20 protein-coding genes are annotated in these 20,803 nt (G+C 72.3%); 6 read left to right on the top strand and 14 right to left on the bottom strand.

The window, feature by feature from the left end:
• Positions 1–84 precede the first annotated feature (84 nt).
• The 5 genes from AB0C27_RS33130 to AB0C27_RS33110 all read right to left on the bottom strand — a co-directional run bounded on the left by AB0C27_RS33130 (position 85) and on the right by AB0C27_RS33110 (position 4,669).
• Positions 85–1,560 (bottom strand): cation acetate symporter, encoded by a 1,476-nt coding sequence (locus tag AB0C27_RS33130; RefSeq protein ID WP_357852031.1) that lies wholly within the window; start codon positions 1,558–1,560, stop codon positions 85–87.
• Entirely contained in the window at positions 1,557–1,757 is a 201-nt protein-coding gene (locus tag AB0C27_RS33125) for a hypothetical protein (RefSeq protein ID WP_357852028.1), read from the bottom strand. The genes AB0C27_RS33130 and AB0C27_RS33125 overlap by 4 nt, the downstream gene beginning before the upstream one ends.
• A 247-nt stretch (positions 1,758–2,004) precedes the next feature.
• The gene (locus AB0C27_RS33120; protein WP_357852025.1) at positions 2,005–2,745 is read right to left on the bottom strand and encodes a LytTR family DNA-binding domain-containing protein; all 741 of its coding nucleotides are present in this window, start codon (positions 2,743–2,745) and stop codon (positions 2,005–2,007) included.
• Positions 2,746–2,811: 66 nt separating this feature from the next.
• The gene (locus tag AB0C27_RS33115; RefSeq protein ID WP_357852022.1) at positions 2,812–4,008 is read right to left on the bottom strand and encodes a histidine kinase; all 1,197 of its coding nucleotides are present in this window, start codon (positions 4,006–4,008) and stop codon (positions 2,812–2,814) included.
• Between the two features lie 64 nt (positions 4,009–4,072).
• Complete coding sequence (locus AB0C27_RS33110; protein ID WP_357852019.1) at positions 4,073–4,669, bottom strand: molybdopterin-dependent oxidoreductase; 597 nt, start codon at positions 4,667–4,669, stop codon at positions 4,073–4,075.
• Between the two features lie 152 nt (positions 4,670–4,821).
• Here AB0C27_RS33110 and AB0C27_RS33105 point away from each other — a divergent pair, with 152 nt between their 5' ends.
• Positions 4,822–5,109 carry a YiaA/YiaB family inner membrane protein gene (locus AB0C27_RS33105; RefSeq protein WP_357852016.1) on the top strand — a complete coding sequence of 96 codons (288 nt, stop codon included), beginning with the start codon at positions 4,822–4,824 and terminating at the stop codon, positions 5,107–5,109.
• A 63-nt stretch (positions 5,110–5,172) separates the two neighbouring features.
• Here the strand turns inward: AB0C27_RS33105 and thiI are convergent, their stop codons facing one another.
• From thiI to AB0C27_RS33090, 3 genes are all read right to left on the bottom strand, one after another.
• The gene (thiI, locus tag AB0C27_RS33100) at positions 5,173–6,369 is read right to left on the bottom strand and encodes a tRNA uracil 4-sulfurtransferase ThiI (protein WP_357852013.1); all 1,197 of its coding nucleotides are present in this window, start codon (positions 6,367–6,369) and stop codon (positions 5,173–5,175) included.
• A gap of 62 nt (positions 6,370–6,431) precedes the next feature.
• On the bottom strand, positions 6,432–7,097 hold the full coding sequence (locus tag AB0C27_RS33095; protein WP_357852010.1) for a response regulator transcription factor: 666 nt from the start codon (positions 7,095–7,097) through the stop codon (positions 6,432–6,434).
• A gap of 81 nt (positions 7,098–7,178) precedes the next feature.
• Positions 7,179–8,279 (bottom strand): DUF5931 domain-containing protein, encoded by a 1,101-nt coding sequence (locus AB0C27_RS33090; protein WP_357852007.1) that lies wholly within the window; start codon positions 8,277–8,279, stop codon positions 7,179–7,181.
• A gap of 113 nt (positions 8,280–8,392) precedes the next feature.
• Between AB0C27_RS33090 and AB0C27_RS33085 the strand changes: the two genes are divergently transcribed.
• Both AB0C27_RS33085 and AB0C27_RS33080 read left to right on the top strand, forming a co-directional pair.
• Positions 8,393–9,244, top strand: coding sequence for an MHYT domain-containing protein (locus AB0C27_RS33085; RefSeq protein WP_357852004.1), 852 nt, complete (start codon positions 8,393–8,395; stop codon positions 9,242–9,244).
• A 62-nt stretch (positions 9,245–9,306) separates the two neighbouring features.
• Positions 9,307–10,149, top strand: a complete 843-nt coding sequence (locus tag AB0C27_RS33080; RefSeq protein ID WP_357852001.1) for an MHYT domain-containing protein — start codon at positions 9,307–9,309, stop codon at positions 10,147–10,149.
• Positions 10,150–10,299: 150 nt separating this feature from the next.
• Here the strand turns inward: AB0C27_RS33080 and AB0C27_RS33075 are convergent, their stop codons facing one another.
• The 3 genes from AB0C27_RS33075 to AB0C27_RS33065 all read right to left on the bottom strand — a co-directional run bounded on the left by AB0C27_RS33075 (position 10,300) and on the right by AB0C27_RS33065 (position 13,811).
• Positions 10,300–11,325, bottom strand: a complete 1,026-nt coding sequence (locus tag AB0C27_RS33075) for a 6-phosphofructokinase (RefSeq protein ID WP_346112626.1) — start codon at positions 11,323–11,325, stop codon at positions 10,300–10,302.
• Between the two features lie 169 nt (positions 11,326–11,494).
• Positions 11,495–12,853 carry a N,N-dimethylformamidase beta subunit family domain-containing protein gene (locus AB0C27_RS33070; protein ID WP_357851998.1) on the bottom strand — a complete coding sequence of 453 codons (1,359 nt, stop codon included), beginning with the start codon at positions 12,851–12,853 and terminating at the stop codon, positions 11,495–11,497.
• A gap of 52 nt (positions 12,854–12,905) precedes the next feature.
• Entirely contained in the window at positions 12,906–13,811 is a 906-nt protein-coding gene (locus AB0C27_RS33065) for a beta-propeller fold lactonase family protein (RefSeq protein ID WP_357851995.1), read from the bottom strand.
• 64 nt (positions 13,812–13,875) lie between these two features.
• Here AB0C27_RS33065 and AB0C27_RS33060 point away from each other — a divergent pair, with 64 nt between their 5' ends.
• Complete coding sequence (locus AB0C27_RS33060) at positions 13,876–14,769, top strand: bifunctional helix-turn-helix transcriptional regulator/GNAT family N-acetyltransferase (RefSeq protein WP_357851992.1); 894 nt, start codon at positions 13,876–13,878, stop codon at positions 14,767–14,769.
• Between the two features lie 135 nt (positions 14,770–14,904).
• On the opposite strand, the gene AB0C27_RS33055 is transcribed toward AB0C27_RS33060, so the two are convergent.
• Both AB0C27_RS33055 and AB0C27_RS33050 read right to left on the bottom strand, forming a co-directional pair.
• Positions 14,905–15,927, bottom strand: coding sequence for an alkaline phosphatase PhoX (locus AB0C27_RS33055; protein ID WP_357851989.1), 1,023 nt, complete (start codon positions 15,925–15,927; stop codon positions 14,905–14,907).
• A gap of 240 nt (positions 15,928–16,167) precedes the next feature.
• Positions 16,168–16,635, bottom strand: a complete 468-nt coding sequence (locus AB0C27_RS33050; RefSeq protein ID WP_346112621.1) for a DNA starvation/stationary phase protection protein — start codon at positions 16,633–16,635, stop codon at positions 16,168–16,170.
• A gap of 116 nt (positions 16,636–16,751) precedes the next feature.
• Between AB0C27_RS33050 and AB0C27_RS33045 the strand changes: the two genes are divergently transcribed.
• Positions 16,752–17,753 carry a helix-turn-helix domain-containing protein gene (locus AB0C27_RS33045; RefSeq protein ID WP_357851986.1) on the top strand — a complete coding sequence of 334 codons (1,002 nt, stop codon included), beginning with the start codon at positions 16,752–16,754 and terminating at the stop codon, positions 17,751–17,753.
• Positions 17,750–20,368: a VIT domain-containing protein gene (locus AB0C27_RS33040; protein WP_357851983.1), complete on the top strand. Its 2,619-nt coding sequence runs from the start codon at positions 17,750–17,752 to the stop codon at positions 20,366–20,368. The genes AB0C27_RS33045 and AB0C27_RS33040 overlap by 4 nt, the downstream gene beginning before the upstream one ends.
• Before the next feature lie 153 nt (positions 20,369–20,521).
• On the opposite strand, the gene AB0C27_RS33035 is transcribed toward AB0C27_RS33040, so the two are convergent.
• Complete coding sequence (locus AB0C27_RS33035) at positions 20,522–20,785, bottom strand: YciI family protein (RefSeq protein WP_357851980.1); 264 nt, start codon at positions 20,783–20,785, stop codon at positions 20,522–20,524.
• Positions 20,786–20,803: the final 18 nt, after the last annotated feature.

Below are 20,803 nucleotides of genomic sequence, written 5' to 3'. Positions count from 1 at the left end.
TTGCGATCTTGCGGGAGAAACCCTGTTCACGTACAGCTCGCCGAACGGTCCGTAGTCAGCGATGTACGGAGAGTGCTACCGCGATCAGCGGTCGTCCCGGGACGACGAGCGGTAGGTCAGGGGGCCTGCGAGATGCTCGGGCAGATGCATCCTGGCCATCATCCGGCCCACGTCCCTGGGCGTCCTGGCCGGCGCGGCCAGGGAGATCAGCACCATCGCGGCGAAGGCGACCGGCACGGCCACCGGCACGGGGCAGGAGGTCAGCGGGCCCATGCGCACGCCCGCCTGCTCCCCGATCACCAGCACCGCCGTCGAGCCGCCCCCGAGAAGGATACCGGCCGCCGCGCCCGCGTCCGTCAGCCGCCGCCACCAGATCCCGAGCACGAGCAGCGGGCAGAACGTGGCCGCCGAGAGGCTGAGGCCGAGCAGCACGAGCGCCACCGACGCCCCGGGGGCGGTGACCGCCGTGAGCCCGAGCGCGGCCGCCAGGACCGCCACCACGGCCACGCGGAACGAGCGCGCCCCGGCCCTGGACGCGCGGGCCGACAGCGCGCCGCCCACGGCCGCCAGGACGCCCGCCGCGGTGGCCAGGAAGGCCGCGAACGCCCCCGCGGCCAGCAGGCCCGTCAGCACCTCCCCCACGGCCCCTGGGAACAGCCTGGCGGGCAGCAGCAGCACGATCTCGTCCGCGGCGGCGCCGCGCAGCCGCGCGTGCCCCATGAGCCCGTACAGCGGCGGTACGACGCAGAAGGCCGCCAGCATGGCCTGCGTGGCCACCATGGAGCGGCGCGCGGCGTGGCCGTCCCTGTCGGTGTGCACCCGCATGATCACGTGCGGCAGCCCCATCGTGCCCAGCGCGCACGCCAGCAGCACGGCCAGCACCCCCTGCAGCGAGGGGTCGCCCGCGCCCGCCAGCCCGGCGCCCCCGCCCCGGTACGCGCCCTCGAACCAGGCCACGGCCCCCTCTTCCGCCAGCCACCAGCAGACGATCCCGACCCCGAGGAAGACCACCAGCTTGAGCCAGAACTGCGCGGCCTGCACGCTCGTCACGCTGCCCAGCCCGCCGCCGACGGCCACCGCCAGCGCCGCCGCCGCGACGGCCGCCCAGCCCAGCCACGGCGGCAGCCCGGTCAGCAGCCGTACCACGACCCCGGCGGCGTGCAGCTGGGCGACCATGAACGCCAGCCCGACGACGAGGACGCAGCAGGTGGTCAACCGGCGCAACCGGGCCGAGCGCAGCCGCCACTCGGCGAATCCGGGCAGCGTGTACGTCCCCGAGCGCCGCAGCGGCGCGACCACGAGCGCCAGGATGACGACGAACCCCGCTGCCGCCCCCATCGGGTACCACAACATGGGCGAGCCGTGGGTGGCGATGAGCCCGGCCGTGCCCAGGCAGGCCGCCGCCGAGGTGAACTCGGAGCTGATCGCGGCCCCGTTCCACCAGGGTGGCACTCCCTTGGCGGCGACGTGGACGCCGGACACGCGGCGGGGCCGCGCGGCGCCCGCCGCGACGCCCAGGACCAGGACGAAGGCGATCCCGGTCAGCACGGCGACGTTCATCTCTCCAGCCGCTCCGCCCGCCTGAGCTGCAGCACGGCGAGGCCCACCCAGAGCCCCTGCACCGCCAGCGACAGGACGACCCAGGCGCGGGGGTCGGGCACCCACATCGCCAGCACCGGGGGCCCGGCCAGCAGGGCGGCGACGGCTCCCACGGTGCGCAGCGCCTGCCGTAACTGCCGCCCGACGAGTTCGGCCACGGGATCGCCCGGCTCGCCGTCGCGCGCGGAATCGGGCGCACGGCCGGGCCCGATATGGGGCCCGATATGGGGCCCGATATGGGGCCCGATATGGGGCCCGGCATGGGGCCCGGCATGGGGCCCGGTCTGAGGCACGGGATCGGGCCCGCCCTGAGGCCCGGTCTGGGGCACGGCATCGTCCGGGCGGCCGGGCGCGGCGGGCCGCCGGGACCCGGCGACGCGCCGCGCGGCGTTCACCGGGCCGCCCTCACGCGATCACGTCGCGGTGCTGGCGGACGAGCTGCTCGCGCACCTGCCGGCTGTGCCTCCTGCTGACCTGCAGTTCCTCGGTGCCGACGGTGAGCGTCACCCGCCCGCCTTCGAACCTGAGCTCGCTGACGTGGCGGGCCGCGACGAGCGTGCTGCGGTGGACGCGGATGAAGCCCGCCTCCGCCCAGCGCCGTTCGAGAGCGGCCAGCGACATGCGCACGAGGTAGCTGCCGTCGGCGGTGTGCAGGCGCACGTAGTCGCCCTTGGCCTCGGCGTACCAGACGGCCTGCTGCGGCACGAACCTGGTGCGCCCGCCCAGCTCGACCGGGATGACGTCGTCCTGGCCCGGCGCGGGCGCGGGGCCGCTGGCGGCCTCCAGCCTGCGCACCGCCTCGGCCAGCCGCTCGGCCCTGACCGGTTTGAGCAGGTAGTCGACGGCCTCCAGCTCGAACGCCTGCACCGCGCACTCCTCGTGCGCCGTGACGAAGACGAGCTTGGGCGGGCTGGGGAAGCCGCCGACGAGCCGGGCGAGGTCGAGCCCGTCGAGGCCGGGCATGCGGATGTCGAGGAAGACCCCGTCTAGCCGCTCGCCGCCGCCGATCATCTGGACCATGTCCTGCAGCGCGGTGACGCCGTCGGCCGCGGTCGTGACGTGTTCGATCCGGTCGTCCTGGCGCAACAGATAGGCGAGCTCCTCCAGAGCAGGCACTTCGTCGTCGACGGCCAGAACTCTCAACATGTCCATCACGCTGCCGTATAAAAGCAGAGGTCACCCGAGCCACGCCAGCATAGCGTAATGATTCGGCTACAGGGAGCTGAGCTGACTCTTGGGCACACGCAGCCGGACCTTGGTGCCCGCGCCGAGCGCCGTCTCCACCACGAGCCCGTAGCCGTCGCCGTAGATCTGGCGCATGCGCAGGTCCACGTTGGCCAGGCCGATGCCGCTGCCCTCGCGGGCGGGGTCCTCGTCGAGCATGCGCCTGGCGCACTCCGGGTCCATGCCGGCGCCGTCGTCCTCGACCGTGATGTGCGCCTCGGGGCCCGCGTCGCGGACGACGACGCGCACCTCGCCGGGGGTGCCGGGGCCGCGCATGCCGTGCTTGATGGCGTTCTCGACCAGCGGTTGCAGGCACAGGAACGGGACCAGCACCGGCAGCACCTCCGGGGACACCTGCATGCTGAAGCGCAGCTTGTCGCCGAAGCGGGCGCGCTCCAGCAGCAGGTAGCGGTCAACGCAGGTCAGCTCGTCGGCCAGGGTGGTGAAGTCGTGGGCGCGGCGCAGCGCGTACCGGGAGAAGTCGGCGAAGTCGAGCAGCAGCTCGCGGGCCCGCGCGGGGTCGGTGCGGACGAACGAGGCGATCGTGGTGAGCGCGTTGTAGACGAAGTGCGGCGAGATCTGCGCGCGCAGGGCGCGCATCTCGGCCTCCAGCGCGCGGCGGCGGGAGCCGTCGAGCTCGGCCAGCTCCAACTGGCCGGAGACCCAGCGGCCGACCTCGGCGACGGTACGCACGAGCGCGGCGCTGACCTCGTCGTCGAAGGCCGCCAGCGCGCCGACCACGGTGCCGTCCACGGTCAGCGGCACCACGACCGCCCCATGCTCGGGCCCATGATCCGGTGCCTCTTCGTCCCGGCACTCGGACCCTCGTGCCCGGCCCGGGAAGACCTGGGTCCGGCCGGCGGCCAGCGCGGCGCGGGCGTAGGTGAGCACGTCGTCGGTGCACGGCCCCTCCCAGGCCAGCGCCGCCTCGGTGGAGGTGATCGCGACAGCGCGGGTGCCGAGCAGGAGGCGCAGATGCCGCACGGCCTTGCGGGCGGAGTCACGGTCGAGGCCGGCCCGCAGGGCGGGGGCGGCCATCGCGGCGAGGTGCAGGGCGGTGAAGGTCGCGTCGTCCGTCCTGTGCTCGCCCGGCGGCGCGGGACGGCACCACAGGAGCCGTGCCAGCACGAGGCCGAGCAGGAAGGTCAGGAGGGAGGACAGCGCCACGCACGCGGTGGTCAGCATGCCGAAACCGTAGCCAACAACCTACCGTGTCCGAAGGAAAACAGGGAGTGAAGACCGGGTGACGTCAGGCGGGGCCTTCGCCGGGTTCTTCCTGGTAGGAGTAGCGCTGCTCGCGCCAGGGGTCGGCCAGGTTGTGGTAGCCGCGCTCCTCCCAGAAGCCCCTGCGGTCCTCCAGGAGGTATTCGACGCCGCGCACCCACTTGACGCTCTTCCACGCGTACAGGTGGGGGACCACGGCGCGCACCGGGAAGCCTCGGTCGGGGCTGAGCGGCTTCTCGTCGAGCTCCAGGGCGAACAGCGTGTCCGGCGCGGCGAAGTCGGCCATCCGCAGGTTGGCGCTGTAGCCGTATTCGGCCCAGATCATCACGTGGCGTACGGCGGGGTCGGGCGGGGCGGCCCGCATGATCGTGGCGGGGGTGACACCGCGCCACTCGTTGGCCATGAGGGAGAACTTGGTGACGCAGTGGAAGTCGGCGACGCGAGTGGCGCGGGGCAGCTGCTCGAACTCGGCCCAGGTGAAGTGGCGTTCCTCGCCGGAGGCGGTGGCGCCGAAGACGCGGAAGTCCCAGGTGTCCGGCTTGAACGCGGGCACCCGGCCGTAGTGGATCACGGGCCGGCCGCGCGGGACGTACTGGCCTGGAGGCAGGCGCGACTCCTCCACGATCACTCCCCTCACCGGTCTCGCGTCTTGGGCCATCCTGCCATCGGAGCGACGGCGGCTCGCGCCCGGGTACGCGACCGTCATCCTACTCATGGGTAACTTGAGTACGAATCCTCATGTGCGGGACATGCGCGCGCAGGCACGATGACCGCATGACGAAGCCCATCCAGCCCACGCGGACCGCCGCCTTCTACGCCCAGGCGGTCCTGTCGTTCGCCGTCTCGCTGATCTCGATGATCATCGCCCTGGCCTATCTGCCCGCGCAGGCGTGGGTGAAGGCCTTCCTCGCCCTCGGCCTGCTCTACGTCGTCACCTCGACGATCACCCTGTGCAAGGTGGTGCGCGACCGGCAGGAGCTGTCAGAGGTCACCAACCGGGTCGACCAGGCCAGGCTGGACAAGCTGCTGGCCCAGCACGACCCGTTCAAGGTCGACGCCTGAGCCGCCGTCCCGCCGCCCACGGGGCCGGCGGCGGGGCGGTCACATGCTGCGTCACCGGATGCGTCACAGGGTGTATTCCTGGATCGAGTCGGCCAGCTGCACGCACAGCTCTTCGGCGTCGAGGCGCTTCTCGATCTGCTTGAGGTCCTCGATCTTGGCCCGGGTCTCGGCCCGCTTGGGCGCCAGCAGCGAGCAGCAGTCCTCGTCGGGCAGCTCGGAGATCTCCAGCGTGCCGATGCGCCGGGCCTCGGCCATGATCTCGGTCTTGTCCCAGCCCACGAGCGGGCGCAGGATCGGCAGCTCGACGGCGTTGTCCTGGGCCGTGATGTTGGTCAGCGTCTGCGAGGAGACCTGCCCGAGCGCGTCGCCCGTGATCAGGGCGGCGGCGCGGATGCGGTGGGCGACCTCCTCGGCCGTCTTCAGCATCAGCCGCCGCTGCGCGATCACCGCCAGCCGGTCCTGGCCCGAGGTGCGGATCGACTGCTGCGCCTTGCCGAACGGCACCACCCACAGCCGCGACCTGCCCTGGAACCGGTCGAGCTTCCTGACCAGCGCGTACGCCTTGTAGATCGACTCCGAGGTGGTGAACGGGATGCCGGAGAAGTGCAGGAAGTCGACGTGCAGGCCGCGCCGCATCATCCGGTAGGCGGCCACGGGCGAGTCGATGCCGCCCGACATGAGCACCAGCGCCCTGCCGCTGCTGCCGACGGGCAGGCCGCCCTGGCCGGGGATGCCGCCGGTGAAGACGAACACCTCGTCCCTGTCGACCTCGATGAAGACCGTCAGCTCGGGGTTGCTCAGGTCGACCGGCAGGCCGTACTCGTCGTTGATGGCGCCGCCCACCAGCCGGTCGAGCTCGTTGGAGCGCAGCGGGAAGCGCTTGTCGCGGCGGCGGGAGCGGACCGCGAAGCGGGCGCCCCGCTTGGCCTCCTCGCTCTCGCCGACCAGTTCGAGCCCGGCCTTGAGCACCGCGTCGGGGTCTTTGGCGATCCGCCAGGCGCGGTGGATCCAGACCAGCCCCGGCACGTCGGCGACCCGCTGGGCCACCGCGTCGGCCTGCTCGGCGGTGGCGCCCTGGGGCAGGAAGATCGCGATCACGCCGTGCCGCCTGTGTACGTCGGTCTTGACGCCGAGCGGCTGGATCGCCTCGCGGATGTTGCTGACGAGGCGGCGCTCGAAGAGCTCGCGGTTCTTGCCCTTGAGGACGATCTCGCCCAGCTTGAGCAGAACGCACGGCTCGCCCAGGGCGGACATCGTCATGGTGGAACCTCCGGGGATGATGGGAAACGCGCCGTTGATGGCAACGTCGCGACCCATCGAGTTTAGTCCGCGTCGAGTCCCCGCTCGATCGCATATCGCACGAGCTCCACCCGGTTGTGCAACTGGAGCTTGCCGAGGGTGTTCTGCACGTGGTTCTGGACGGTGCGGTGCGAGAGCACCAGCCGTTCGGCGATCTGCCGGTACGACAGCCCCTTGGCGACCAGCCTGAGCACCTCGGTCTCGCGCTCGGTCAGCCGCGGCCGCTCCCCACCGGCTCGCTCGGCCGGCCCGCCGGGGCCGGGCTGCGCGGCCAGCCGCCGGTATTCGCCGAGCACCAGCCCGGCCAGGCCAGGCGTGAACACGGCGTCGCCGTCGGCGGTGCGCCGGACCGCGTCGAGGAACTCCTCCCGGCCCGCCGATTTCACCAGATATCCGGACGCGCCGGCCTTGACCGCCTCCAGGACGTCCTCCTGCTCGGCGCTGGCCGATAACACCAGCACCCTGGGCGCCGGCTCCACCGCGGCCAGCCGCGCGGCCACCTCGGGGCCGGGCAGGTCGGGCAGGTGCAGGTCGAGCACCACCACGTCGGGCCGCACCGCCCCGGCCACGCGTACCGCCTGCCGTCCCTCCCCCACGGCGGCCACGACCTCGTAGCCCGCCTCCGTGAGGTCTCTGGCGACGCCGTCGCGCCACATGGGATGGTCGTCCACCACCATGACCCGCACCATGCCGGTCACTCTAACGCGGCGCCCCTGGATCAGGACCAGACCGGGAATCACGCAGGGACGGTGATCACGCTGGGACGGTGATCACGCCGGGACGGTGATCTCGACCTCCGTGCCCTGGCCGGGGACGCTCACGATCGACACCCGCCCGCCCAGCTCGGCCACCCGCCCTCTGATCGACCTGGCCACCCCCATCCGCCCGTCGGCCGCCGCCTGCTCCAGCCGGCCGTCGGGGATGCCGGGCCCTTCGTCCCTGACGCTGACGGTCACGGCCCCGTCGCACGACTCGGCCAGGACCCACGCCCGCGCCCCCGTCCCGCAGTGCGCGCGCACGTTGTCGAGTGCGGCCCCCACGGCGGCGGAGAGCTCCTCGGCCACCTCGGTGGGCAGCACCAGCGGCGTGGCCGGGGTGGAGATCGTGACCTCGGGCGAGCCGTGCCGGCCGAGCAGCGCGCGCAGGTCGGCGCCGCCCCGGGGTGGCGGCGGGCCGGCCGCGACGAGCTGGCGCAGCGCCGCCTCCTGCTCACCGGCCAGCCGTCCCAGCTCGGCCGCCTCGCCGCCGAGCCGCTGCCCGCGCCGCTGCACCAGGGCGAGCACCTGCAGCACCGAGTCGTGGATGCCGCGCGCCAGCCGCTCGCGTTCGCGCTGGGCGGCCTCCATCTCGGTGGCGCGCTGCATGCGTTCCTCGGCCCGCCTGGCCAGCCGGGCCACGTCGCCGACCACGACGCCGGCCAGGAACAGCAGGACCGTGCCGTTGATGGAGACGGGCACGTCCTCGGCGCGCACGCGCAGCCACACGTCGCCGGCCGCGACGACGGCGGCGGCCAGCGCCCCGGCCCGCCGGCCTCCGTGCACGGCCCAGGCGAGCACGGGGCCGGCCACCCAGGTCGCGGGCACGGGCAGCGTGCCGGCCTCGCCCTGCTCCGCGCCCTGCACGTACGGGCTGGCCAGCAGGCACGCCACCGTCACGACCAGGTCGGCGGCGAGCAGCGGCCACCGGCGCAGCGCCGCGCGGGAGTAGGCGAACGTGGCCCCCGCGGTCCACAGCGCCATCGCGCCGACGACCAGCCAGCCGAGCACCGGCCGCTCGTAGCCGCCGTGCTGGGCCATGAGGACGGCCGCGTACGCCAGCGAGGCGACGCGGAAGACGGCGATCGCCCGCCAGAACGGGCCCTCGATAGCCATGAGACTCTCTCACGTTTTCCGACACGCGGAGTTGACAGATAGTTTCGATATCCATGCGAATAGGACAAGCCGGATGGCAGAATCCGGGGACCCCTAATGCAAGGAACCGATAGATGACCTCCGCCGTGAATCATTTCACCTATGGGTTGCTCACGCCGTTGCTCGCCTACGTCATGTCCTGCATCGGCTCGATGCTCGGGCTGCGGCTCACCGCGCAGGCGCACGCCTCGCGCGGCGGCGCCCGCGTGCGCTGGCTGCTGGGGGCGGCCATCTCCATCGGGGGCACCGGCATCTGGGTCATGCACTTCATCGCGATGATGGGCTTCGAGGTGGAGGGCATCCAGATCAAGTACGACGTCTGGCTCACCGCGGCCTCGGCGGTGGTGGCCATCGTGGTCGTCGGCACCGGCCTGTTCCTGGTCTCCTACGGGCGCGGGCGCGCCCTCGCGCTGCTCGGCGGGGGCCTGCTCACGGGGCTCGGCGTGGCCTCCATGCACTACCTCGGCATGTACGCCATGAACATGTCCGCCCACGTCTCCTACGACCGCCTCACCGTGGGCCTGTCCGTGGCCATCGCCGTCGTGGCCGCCACGGTCGCGCTCTGGTTCACCCTCCGCGTCAAGCGGCCCATCTGGATCACCGGCGCCGCCCTCGTCATGGGCCTGGCGGTGGCCGGAATGCACTACACCGGCATGTACGCCATGCACGTCTCCGTCGACACCGAGACCACCCCCGTCTCCGGCGCCGACGCGCTCGACTTCCTGGTCCCGCTCATGACCGTGATCAGCCTGATCACCCTGACCATGCTTCTCATGGTCATCCTGTCGCCCTCGGAGGAGGAACTGCACGAGGACGCCGAACTCGTGGCCAAGCTCGAACTGCGCCGCCGCACCGCCCAGCAGCAGCTCACCTACCCCGCCCCGGTGGTGCAGCACCAGCAGCCGATGCAGGCCAGACGAAGGTAGTTGCGCTCGCGACGACTCCCTGTTCATACTCCCTTATCGGTGCGTAAGGGATGGGTGGGGGTATGTCGCCGGTCGATCATTTCTCTTTTGGGCTGCTGACGCCCGTGCTCGCGTACGTGATGTCCAGCGTGGGGTCGATGCTCGGCCTCCTGCTGACCTCGCGCGCGCGGCTGATGGGCGGCCGCGAGGCCAAGTTCTGGCTGGCCGGGGCCGCGTTCGCGATCGGCGGCACCGGCATCTGGACGATGCACTTCATCGCCATGCTCGGCTTCTCCGTGCACGGCTCGGTGATCCGGTACGACGTGCCGCTCACGGCCGCCTCGGCGATCATCGCCGTCGTCGTCGTGGGCATGGGGCTCTTCCTGGCCTCCCACGGCGCCATTCGGGGGGCCGCCCGCGGGAGCGAAGGGACGGGCTACCTGCTCGGCGGCGGCGTCCTGACCGGTCTCGGCGTGGCCGGCATGCACTATCTCGGCATGGCCGCGATGAACATGTCCGGCCTGGTCTCCTACGACCCGCTGATCGTCACGCTGTCCGTGCTGATCGCCATCGCGGCGGCCACGGTGGCGCTGTGGTTCACGCTGCGGGTCAGCGGCGCGCTGCGGATCGGCGGGGCGGCGCTGGTCATGGGCGTGGCCGTCTCGGGCATGCACTACACCGGGATGTACTCGATGTCGGTCTCCGCGCACGCGGAGATGATGCCGGTCGCGGGCGCCCAGGCCGTCGACTTCCTGCTGCCGCTCATCGTGGGCATCAGCCTGATCACGGTCGGCCTGCTGCTCACCGTGATCCTGTCGCCGTCGGAGAAGGAGCTGCGCAGCGAGCAGGAGTACCGGCGGCGGCTGCACGCGCGCGACGACGAGGGCGCGCCGGAGGTGGATCTCTTCGGCACGCCCCGCGCTTGAGCTATGTGATGGGTACGGCTTGCGACGCGTAGTGGGCCGCCGACTCGCTGCGGCGCAAGCCGTACCCCTTGGGGGTTGTAGCGGTAACCCCGCTGCCCCAGAAGGTACGGCCGCCCGCTTTCACGTCACTTACAACCGGCCGGAGAACGGCTAACCGAAGAACACCTCCGCCTCGGAGTAGCGCGACACGGGAACGGTCTTGAGCTCGGCCGTGGCCTCGTCGAGCCCGACCCGGACGATGTCGGTGCCGCGCAGCGCGACCATCTTGCCGTAGTCGCCCTCGTGGGCCGCGTCGATGGCCTGGAGGCCGAACCTGGTGGCCAGCACCCGGTCGTAGGCCGTGGGGGTGCCGCCGCGCTGGATGTGGCCGAGCACCGTGGTGCGGGCCTCCTTGCCGGTGCGCTTCTCGATCTCCTTGGCCAGCACCTCGCCGATGCCGCCGAGGCGTACGTGACCGAAGGCGTCGAGCGTGCCGGCCTGCAGCTCCATCTGGCCCTCGATCGGGTGGGCGCCCTCGGCGACCACGATGATGGGCGAGTAGCGGGTGCGGAAGCGGGACTCGACGTACTCGCAGACGCGGTCGATGTCGAACGGCTTCTCGGGGATGAGGATGACGTTCGCGCCGCCGGCCATGCCCGCGTGCAGGGCGATCCAGCCCGCGTGGCGGCCCATGACCTCACAGATGAGCGCCCGGTGGTGGGACTCGGCGGTGGTGTGGAGCCGGTCGATGGCCTCCATCGCGATGTTGACCGCGGTGTCGAAGCCGAAGGTGTAGTCGGTGCCCGACAGGTCGTTGTCGATGGTCTTGGGCACGCCCACGACGTTGACGTCGCGGTCGTAGAGCTGTTTGGCGACGCCCAGGGTGTCTTCCCCGCCGATGGCGATCAGCGCGTCGACACCGGTCGAGGCGAGGTTCTCCTTGATCCGGTCGACCCCGCCCTCGATCTTGATCGGGTTGGTCCTGGAGGAGCCCAGTATGGTTCCTCCACGTGGCAGGATGCCGCGGACCGAGCCGATGTCCAGCGGCATCGTGTCGCCTTCCAAGGGGCCGCGCCAGCCGTCGCGGAAGCCGACGAACTCGTGGCCGTAAACGCTCACCCCCTTACGCACCACTGCCCTGATCACGGCGTTCAGGCCGGGGCAGTCGCCGCCTCCGGTGAGCACTCCAATACGCATGGCGGGTTCCTCCCGATAGGGGGTCACGAACCAGACCTTCATGTCAGACTCGCATTGTGCCCGCCCTCACACGCAGTGGTCTAGACCAAACGCCAGGGCCCGTGACTAAACCCTGATTTGGCGGAGATTTCGTGCACGTGTCGGCCACCGACACCCCGGACGGCAGGGGTTATAGCCCTCGTTCTCCCCGAAAACGGGCAGGCTTTCCGGCCGGCCCCGCGGCGAAGCGGGTGAGCACGTTGGTCGTCGCGCGCCGGGTGAAGGCGGCGGCCGCCTCGGTGACGCCGTGGCCGCAGTGCCGGCCGCGCAACGCGCACACCCAGCGCATCGTGCCGGAGGCGAAGACCCCCGCCCCGCTCGGCGCCGTGTAGTACGTGCTGTGCGCGACGCTCGCCCGGCCGCCGCACGAGAACGGCGACTCGGCCAGCACCTGAACGTCACGCGGCGAGCCCCGCGAGACCCGGTCGGTCTCCACGCCCACCATCCCGGGGAAGCTGCGGCCCTTGGTCCCGGCGAAGATCCAGTGGCCCGGCCTGGTGACCCGGTAGGCGCCCTCGGCCGGGAAGCAGTCGTACATCTGCCCCACCAGCGCGCTCTCCGGCTTCGACTCGCGCCACAGGCGGCAGACGTCCTCCTTGTCGCACACGACCTTCCTGCCGTCCATGGCGATGCGCCAGTAGACGGCGTTGGCGCCGAGGAAGGCGAGGTTCGTGCCGTGGTCCCTGGCCCTGGTGACCACCTGGCGCATGGCCGGCGACCAGTACTCGTCGTGGCCAAGCGACACCACCGCGCGGGCCCCGTCGAGCGCGCCCGGTTCGAGGTCGAGGCTGGTCAGGTACGCCAGCGGCACGCCGCTCGCCTCGGCCACGGCCAGGGCCTCCTTCTCGAAGTCGAGGAAGAGGCGGGCGCCGGTGCCGTCGTAGGGGCGGTCGAAGGTGACGGCGCGGGAGCGGTCCGCGTACCCGGAGGGGCCTGTGTAGAGGCTGCGCCCGCCCCACAGGTTGTACGCCTGCCAGGTGGTGACCGCGTTCACGATCACCACCCGCCCGGCGGTGGAGGCCGAGCGCACGGTGATCGGGACGTAGCGCTGGGCACCGGTGGAGGCGTCGAGCCGGATGAGGTACGCGCCCTCGGCCCAGCCCGTGGTGTCCACGGTCAGCGACGGGGTCCAGTGGGCGGCGCTCACCGTACCGCGTACGAGCCGCATCGGTGCCTGCCGCGTCCCCTTGACCCGCTCCGACTGCCACACCTTGGCCGGGTTCGCCCCCATACGGAAGGCACTGGCCGTGAAGCGCGGCGCGGTCGTGGAGACGCGCAGGCCGAACCGCTCCCCCGGCAGGACGCTCACCCGGTCGGCGTACCCCTCGATCTCGTGCTCGGCGCCGGGCCGGGTGATCCGCCACGACTCCTGCACGTCCGGCCGGTCCGGCTCGGCGGCCGGCGCCGCCCTCGGGAGCGGCGGGGCGGCGGGCGGCGGCTCACCGCAGGAGGCGACCAGCAGGACCAGGGCGAGAAAGATCTTGCGCACGAGGCCATGGTCGCCTCCCTCCGGCGCCGGGAGCTCCGGATTGGCGAAGTGATTACCGGATCAGCACGCAGGCAGGACTCTCCACCTCGTACCTCTCTCCCGAGGGCTCGGGGACGCCGTCCCGGAGCGTGAAGATCGTGACCTCGCGGGAGTTCTGGTTGGCCACGTACAGGCGGTCCCCGTCGATCGCGAAGTGCCTGGGCCAGTCGCCGCCCGAGGGCACCTCGGCGACCGGCGACAGGTCGGCGGCGCGCAGCACCGCGATCGTGTTCGGGCCGCGGTTGGCGACGTAGACGAGGTCGCCGTCGAGTTGCAGGTGGGAGGGGGCGTTGTCACCCTCGTGGCGGGAGGCGGGCACGGTCGTGCGGCGCTCGCCGTCGATCAGGGTGACGGTGCCGTCGAGCTCGCCCGCCACGTACAGGCGCGAGCCGGAGAAGGCGTAGTGGCGCGGCCCCGTGCCGGGCGGCAGGGTGATCGGCTCCAGCGCGGTGCCGTCGTAGCGGTAGCGGCGGATCTCGTCGGTGCCGAGGTCGGAGACGTGCACGAGCCCGTCGCGGAAGACGACCTGGTGGGCGTGCGGGCCCTCCTGACGGTCCTTGTCGGGGCCCGAGCCCTCGTGGCGCAGCACGATCGGCTCGCCCGCGAACGCGCCCCGCTCATCGAGGTGGTAGAGGGTGGCGGTGCCGTCGCCGTAGTTGGCCACCGCGAGCAGGCCGCCCTCGGGCGCCACGGCGACGTGGCAGGGGTAGGAGCCCTCGCTGGGGCGCTCGTCGAGGGGGCCGAGGTCGCTCCCGTCGGCCTGGAAGGCGGTGAGCCAGCCGCGTTCGAGCTCGCCCACGGCGTACAGGACGGGCTGGGAGGGATGGGCGGCCAGGAACGACGGTGACGTCACCCTGGTGAGCCCGCCGCCGACCGTGACAATGCCGGGGCCGTATCCGCCTATGCGCACGTACTTCACAGCGGGGGTCCTCCTATGGTTGACTGCGGCAATGAGTTCGTTGACGGAAGCAAGGGTCTCTGAGGTGAGAGCCTTCAACCGGTTCTATACGAAGGTGATCGGCGCGCTCCAGGCGGGGATGCTCGACTCGCCGTATTCGCTCACCGAGGCCAGGGTGCTGTTCGAGCTCGCGCAGGCCGAGCGGATGGAGACCGGCGAGCTGCGCGGCCTGCTCGGTCTCGACGCCGGCTACCTCAGCCGCATCCTGACCCGCTTCGAGGCCGACGGGCTGATCACCCGCGAACGCTCCGCCGCCGACGCGCGCAAGCAGCTCGTCCGGCTCACCCGGTCCGGCGACGAGGTCTTCGCCGGGCTCGACGCCCGCTCCGCCGAGGCGATCGGCCGGCTCATGTCCGGCCTGGCCGAGGCCGACCAGGAGCGGCTGGTGTCGAGCATGGCTTCGATCAGGTCCCTGCTGAGCGAGGCGGAGCGGGAGCGCGAGCCGTACGTGATCAGGCCGCCGCGCCCCGGCGACCTCGGCTGGGTCGTCGAGCGGCACGGCGCCCTCTACAGCTCCGAGTACGGCTGGGGCATCGAGTTCGAGCAGCTCGTCGCCAGGATCGTCGGCGAACTCGACCTCACCCGCGACACCGGCTGGATCGCCGAGTCCGGCGGCCGGCGCGTCGGGTGCGTCTTCTACGTACGCCAGGACGAGACCACCGCCAAGCTGCGGATGCTGCTGGTCGAGCCGTCCGCGCGAGGCCTGGGCCTGGGGCGGCGGCTCGTGGAGGAGTGCCTGCGGCACGCGCGGGCCGAGGGCTGCAAGCGGATCGTGCTGTGGACCCGAGACAGCCTGGTGAGCGCGCGGCGCATCTATCAGGCGGCTGGGTTCGAGCTGGAGTCGCAGGAGGAGGGGGTGGAGAACGGGGTACCGGTCAACGAACAGATGTGGTCCCTCGACCTCCACCCCACCGCCTGAGCCGCCTCCCGTCAGGCACGGAGGGGCCCGCCACTGGCCGCGTCCGCTCGTGTCAGGTGGGGAAGGGGCCCGCCGCCCCTGAACCGGTTGTCGTCAGGCACAGAGGGGGCCACCTCTGAACCGGCCGGCTCGTGGTCAGGGGCGGAAGGGTCCCGCTACCTCGAACGTGTGGCCCTCCGTGCGGCCGCGCCTGGCCGAGAAGTAGAGCCGTTCGCCAGCGGGTGAGAAGGCCAGCCCGGTCAGCTCGGCCCCGTCGTAGCCCTCCAGCCGCAGGAACGGGGTCACCGCGCGGTCGGGCGCGATGACGTCGATCTCCGCGCGCTCCCTGGCGACGTAGAGGTCTCCTGACGGGGCGGCGGTGATGGCCCGCACGCCTTCGCAGAGCCGGTCGAGCGACGAGGTCTGGGCGTCGTAGGCCCACAGCCCGGTGTCGCCCTTGGTGGTGAAGTAGCAGACCCCGCCCGCGTAGTGGCAGCCGTCGCCGCCGTCGAAGTGGCGGGCGTCGTCGACCTGGTGGCGGGCCTCCTTGAGCAGGGCCGCCGGCGACGGCACCGCCTGCCAGCGGCCGGAGCCGCACAGGACCTCCAGCGTGCCCTCGGTCAGGTCACCCCAGTCACCCGGCCGGAACCGGTAGAAGCAGCCGTCGGGCTCGTCCTCGGTCATGTAGATGACGCGCCGCTCTGGGTCGCAGGCGGCGGCCTCGTGCTTGAAGCGGCCCATGGACAGGCGGGGACGCGCGGCCCGCGCGCCGTAGGGGTCGCATTCGAACACACGGCCCCGGTGGCCGAGCTCGCACGACAGCCAGGTGTGCCACGGCGTCGCGCCGCCCGCGCAGTTGAGATCGGTGCCCGACAGGATGCGGTAAGCGTCGGCGACACTGCCGTCGGCGCGGAAGCGCAGCGCGGAGGCGCCGCCGAGCAGGGGCAACTCGGAGTTGGACACGTAGATCCAGCCGGCTCCGTCGGGGAAACAGGCGCCGCCGTCGGGCGCCGCGTGCCACGTCAGGCCGGCGACCTTGTCGCCCGAGCGGGCCACGACCCTGCCGGTGAACCCCGGGGGCAGCGCGAGGCCGCCGGGTCCGGTCAGGCCGAGCGGTCCGTACGGGCTGATGCCGCCCGCCAAGAGCGGGCCCGTGCGGAGGAGAGTCTTGCGGGACATCGTTGGGCCTCCCTCTAGGTGCCACGCTAGTCGACCGCACCGACATGAATGGCAGGGACTCGCGAGTTCAAACTCTGCGCAAACCCCGAAGCCCGCCCCGGCATGCGAAACCCAGCACCGACCTCCGACGGCCGGACACCCGAAACCCAGCACAGGCCTGCGGCTGCCGGACCTGCGAAAGCCCGGGCTCGCGAGCCCGGGCTCTCCGCCCCGCATCAGAGCTGGGCCTGCAACCCCGTATCAGCGCTGGGCCTGGAACATCCAGTGCTGCTTGTCCAGTTCCTGCGTCACCGCGATCAGCAGATCCTGGCTGACCGGATCGGCCTCCTCGGTGGCCCGGATGCGCTCGTACATGCGCTTGCTGATGCCGTCCAGGATGTCCGTCATCGTCGCCGCCACCTTGCCGTCCTCGATCCAGCCGCTCTCCGGCTGAGGCAGCTTCGTGGAACGGGAGACCGTGGCGGAGCGGCCGTCCGGGCTGATCCCGAGGGCGACAGCGCGTTCGGCGATGGTGTCCATGTGGGTTCTGGCCAGCTGGGTGACCTCGTCGAGCTGAAGGTGGAGTGCGCGGAAGTGGGAACCGACGAGGTTCCAGTGCGCCTGCTTGGCGACCAGGGACAGATCGATCAGATCCACCAGGGCGCCTTGAAGGGCTTCCGCGACGGTGTTCTTTGCATCGCCCGAAAGTGGGCCGGTGATCGTAGCCATGCTGTTTCTCCTCCCCGAGGGGTGAGCTTTACACCTGGATCAACCTCCTTCAGGGGGTGGTTCTTCCCACATTCTGCTAGTTGACAGTGTAATAGTGACAGTGTCAGTGTGGTCGTATGAGCGACACCTGGACGATCGGCGAGCTGGCCGAGCACGCGGCGCGCGCCCTGCGCGACAGCGCGCCGCCTCCTGCCAACGGCCGGGTCCGCGACGTGCCCGGGGAGCGGCTGATCAGGTGGTACACGACCATCGGCCTGGTCGACCCGCCCCTGACCCGACGCGGCCGGATCGCCCGCTACGGGCGACGGCACCTGCTCCAGTTGGTGGCGGTGAAACGGCTACAGGCCGCCGGCCGGTCGATCGCCGAGATCCAGGTGGCCCTGGCGGGGGCAACGGACCACATGCTGGAGTCAGCGGCCCACCTCGGCCCCGCTCCGGCCCCCATGCCCGGCGCCCTCCCCGACAGCAACACCCACCACGCCGCCGCCCACCGCCTCGACAGCACCCTCCGAGACAACGCCTCCCCAGACAACGCCACCCCCGGCAGCGCGCCCTCGGACAGCGCATCCTTGGACGGCACGTCCTCTGATGGCACCGCCCCGGGCAACGCACCCCCGGGCTACGCACCCCTGGACAGCGCCCCGCAGGACGGCGCATCCTCGGACAGCGCCTCCCCGGGTGGCACGCCCTTGGGCAGCGCCTCCCCGGACGGCGTCCTCCAGGACGGCGCATCCTCGGACAGCACATCCCTGGGTGGCGCATCCCTGGGTGGCGCATCCCTTGAGGACGGGCCCGTGGAAGGAGGCCCGGCCGACGGCGAAGGCGGTAGGCGGGCGACGCGCGGGCGGTTCTGGGCCGAGCGGCCGGACACGGCTAGCGGGCCGGACGCGCCAAAGGCTGCCGGTGCGGCAAAGGCTGCGGGCGCGTCGGACGGGAAGGCGGCAGCGGCGCGGCGGCGGGGCAGAGCCGGTGGTGGGGTGGTTACGGGGGTCAGGCTGGGTGACGGGGTGCGGCTCGTGCTGGACGCGGGGCGGGTCCCGTCGGAGGAGGACGTTCAGGCGGTGCTGGCGGCGGCGGGACCGCTGCTCGCGGTGCTCGAAGAGAGGGAGCTGATATGAAGATCACTTCGCTGGAGCCCGCGCGGTGCCTGCCGGTGCCGGACGCCGGGTTCGGCGCGCTGCTGACCGAGCGTGGCAACCTGCCGCTGGAGAGCGTGGACGTGGCCGCGGACATCTCGGGACTCATCGCCGGGGTCGAGGTCACGCAGGGGTTCAGGAACCCGTTCGACGTCACCTTGGAGGCCACGTACGTCTTCCCGCTGCCCGACCGCGCGGCCGTCACCGCGTTCCGGATGGAGGCCGACGACCGGGTGGTCGAGGGCGTGCTCAAGGAGCGCGGCCAGGCCAGGGCCGACTACGACCAGGCGCTGCGCGAGGGCAGGCGGGCGGCCATCGCCGAGGAGGAGCGGCCCGACGTGTTCACGATCAGGGTGGGCAACATCCTGCCCGGCGAGCGCGTCAGGGTCACGCTGTCGATGAGCCAGCCGCTGCCGTACGAGGACGGCGCGGCCACGTTCAGGTTCCCGCTGGTCGTGGCGCCGCGCTACATCCCCGGCAGGCCGATCGACGGGCCGCCGGCCGGTGACGGCACGGCGCCCGACACCGGCGCGGTCCCCGACGCCTCCAGGATCAGCCCTCCCGTGCTGCTGCCCGGCTTCCCCGACCCGGTGCGGCTGTCGCTGACCGCGCGCGTGGACGCCGCCGGTCTGGAGCTGCGCGAGCTGGCCTCCAGCCTGCACGTCGTGGAGGAGGAGACCGGCGGGCCCGATCAGGCGACCCGTACCGTACGCGTGCGTCCCGGTGAGCGGCTCGACCGTGACTTCGTGCTGCGGCTGTCGTTCGACGCCTCCACGGCGTTGCAGCTCGACGGCCGGGGCACGTTCGCGCTCACCGTGCTCCCGCCGCCGCTGGAGGCTCCGCGCACCCCACGCGACCTGGTGCTGCTGCTCGACCGGTCCGGCAGCATGGGCGGCTGGAAGATGGTGTGCGCCCGGCGGGCCGCCGCGCGCATCGTCGACACGCTGACGCCGCAGGACCGGTTCGCGGTGCTGACCTTCGACTCCGTGGTGGAGCAGGCGTTCGAGGGGATGGCGCAGGCGTCCGACCGCAACCGCTACCGCGCGGTCGAGCACCTGTCCCGGGTGGACGCGCGCGGCGGCACCGAGCTGCTGGAGCCGCTGCGTCAGGCCATCGCCCTGCTGGACGGCGAGAGCGGGCGCGAACGCGTCGTGGTGCTGGTCACCGACGGCCAGGTGGGCAACGAGGACCAGATCCTGGAGCAGGCGGGCGGCGCGCTGTCGGCCATGCGCGTGCACACGGTCGGCATCGACAGGGCCGTGAACGCCGGGTTCCTCGGCCGGCTGGCCGGGCTCGGCGCGGGCCGGTGCGAGCTGGTCGAGTCGGAGGACCGGCTCGACGCGGCCATGGAGCACATCCACCGCAGGATCGGCGCGCCGCTGGTCACCGACCTGGAGATCAAGGAGCTCGACGTCGAGCCCGGCACGGTCACCCATCTCGGGTCGATCTTCCCCGGGGTGCCGCTGCGCGCGTACGGGCGCTACCGCGAGGGCTCGTCGGTCACCGTACGCGGGATGGCGTCGGGCGCGCCGTGGGAGGAGCGGGCCGAGGGCGTGACGGTGGACAACCCGGCCGTCCGCGCCGTCTGGGCCCGCGCCCACCTGCGGGAGCTGGAGGACCGTTACGCCATGGGCGAGCACGGTCTGGAGGACACGATCGTGCGCACGTCGCTCGAGTACGGCGTGCTCTGCCGCTTCACCGCGTACGTGGCCGTCGACACCCGGCAGGTCGCCGGCGAGGGGCCGCAGCACCGGGTGATCCAGCCGGTCGAGCCGCCGAGCGGCTGGGAGATGCCGGCGCCGCCGCCGATGGGCGGAAGTTTCGCGGCCGGCGTGATGCTGGCCGCGGCCCCCGCACCGGCGGCCCCGCCCCGGATGCGCATGCCGTCGGCACCTGGGCTGACCGACCTGGACCAGGGATTCGCCGGCGGCGCCGGACCTGTGCCCGGCAGGCCGGGAGGCGCGCCCGCGTCCGGTGGGCCGGGTAGCGGGAATGTGCCCGGCGGGCCGGAGAGCGGGCCCTTGTTCGGCGGGGGCGAGCCCACGTTCGGCGGGCCGTCCGTGCCCGCCCCTCCCGCCCCTGCGGGGACGGGCAGAGGTGGGTGGTCCGCCCGCCGGCCAGGGTCCGCGGGCGGGCGCGCCGGGCACCGGGTGGAGTCGGTACGCCCCCAACTGGCCGCCGAGCTGGACCGGCTCAACGCCATGCCGCTGCCCGACCCGCTGTACCTGGCCGACCTGGGCACCCGGCTGGCGGCGCTGGCGGCCTACCTCGGAGGCCACGAGGAGCTGGAGCGGCTGGCCGGCGAACTGGAGGCGGCGGAGCGGCCGGGGGCCGACGCGCGAGCACTGCACGACCGCGCCGTCGAGCTCCTGACCAGGCTCCTCGGCGTCGACCGCCCGTCCCCCGGCCCTGGATCCGGCGTCGGCCCAGCCACCGACTCTGGCTCCGGCACCGATCCTGCTGCCGGTCCCGGTACTGCCGGCGGCCCCGGCTCGGGCACCGGTCCTGACCTCGACCCGGGCCGCCGCGGATCCGGCGACGGCTCCCGGTCCGAAGCTGACGGGAGGCGGCGCGGGCCGTTCTGGAAGCGCGGCTGACATCACGACACCGGCGGCTACAGGATCGGGCAACTTGCACGACCTTGTAGCCGTCCACCGCCGTCTACGGACCCGACGATGACTTTCGGCCCGGACCCGACAGCAGACGGCACGATCCCCTCTGAAACGCGGCTGACCTCACCACATGGACGGCTACAAGATCGGGCTCCACTCCCGCAGCAGCACGATCTCGTAGCCGTCCACCGCCGTGTACGGGTCCTGACCGAGGATGTCCCGCAGTTCCGCCTCGTCCGCCACCTCGTACACGTGCAGGGCCCCGCTGTCGTCGGCCCAAGGGCCGGCGGTCACCAGCCGGCCCTGTTCCTTGAGGCGGCGCAGGTGTTCTCGGTGCGCGGGGCGGGCCGCGAGTCGTCTGGGGTCGGTGTCGAAGGCCAATTGCAGCACGTATCTCGCCATGCCCCGTCACGTTAGGGC

Source organism: Nonomuraea sp. NPDC048882 (assembly GCF_040649755.1).
GTDB classification, from domain to species: Bacteria; Actinomycetota; Actinomycetes; order Streptosporangiales; family Streptosporangiaceae; genus Nonomuraea; species Nonomuraea maheshkhaliensis.
Note: the sequence above shows the minus strand (reverse complement) of the source record. Positions and strands in the feature narration are given on the sequence as shown.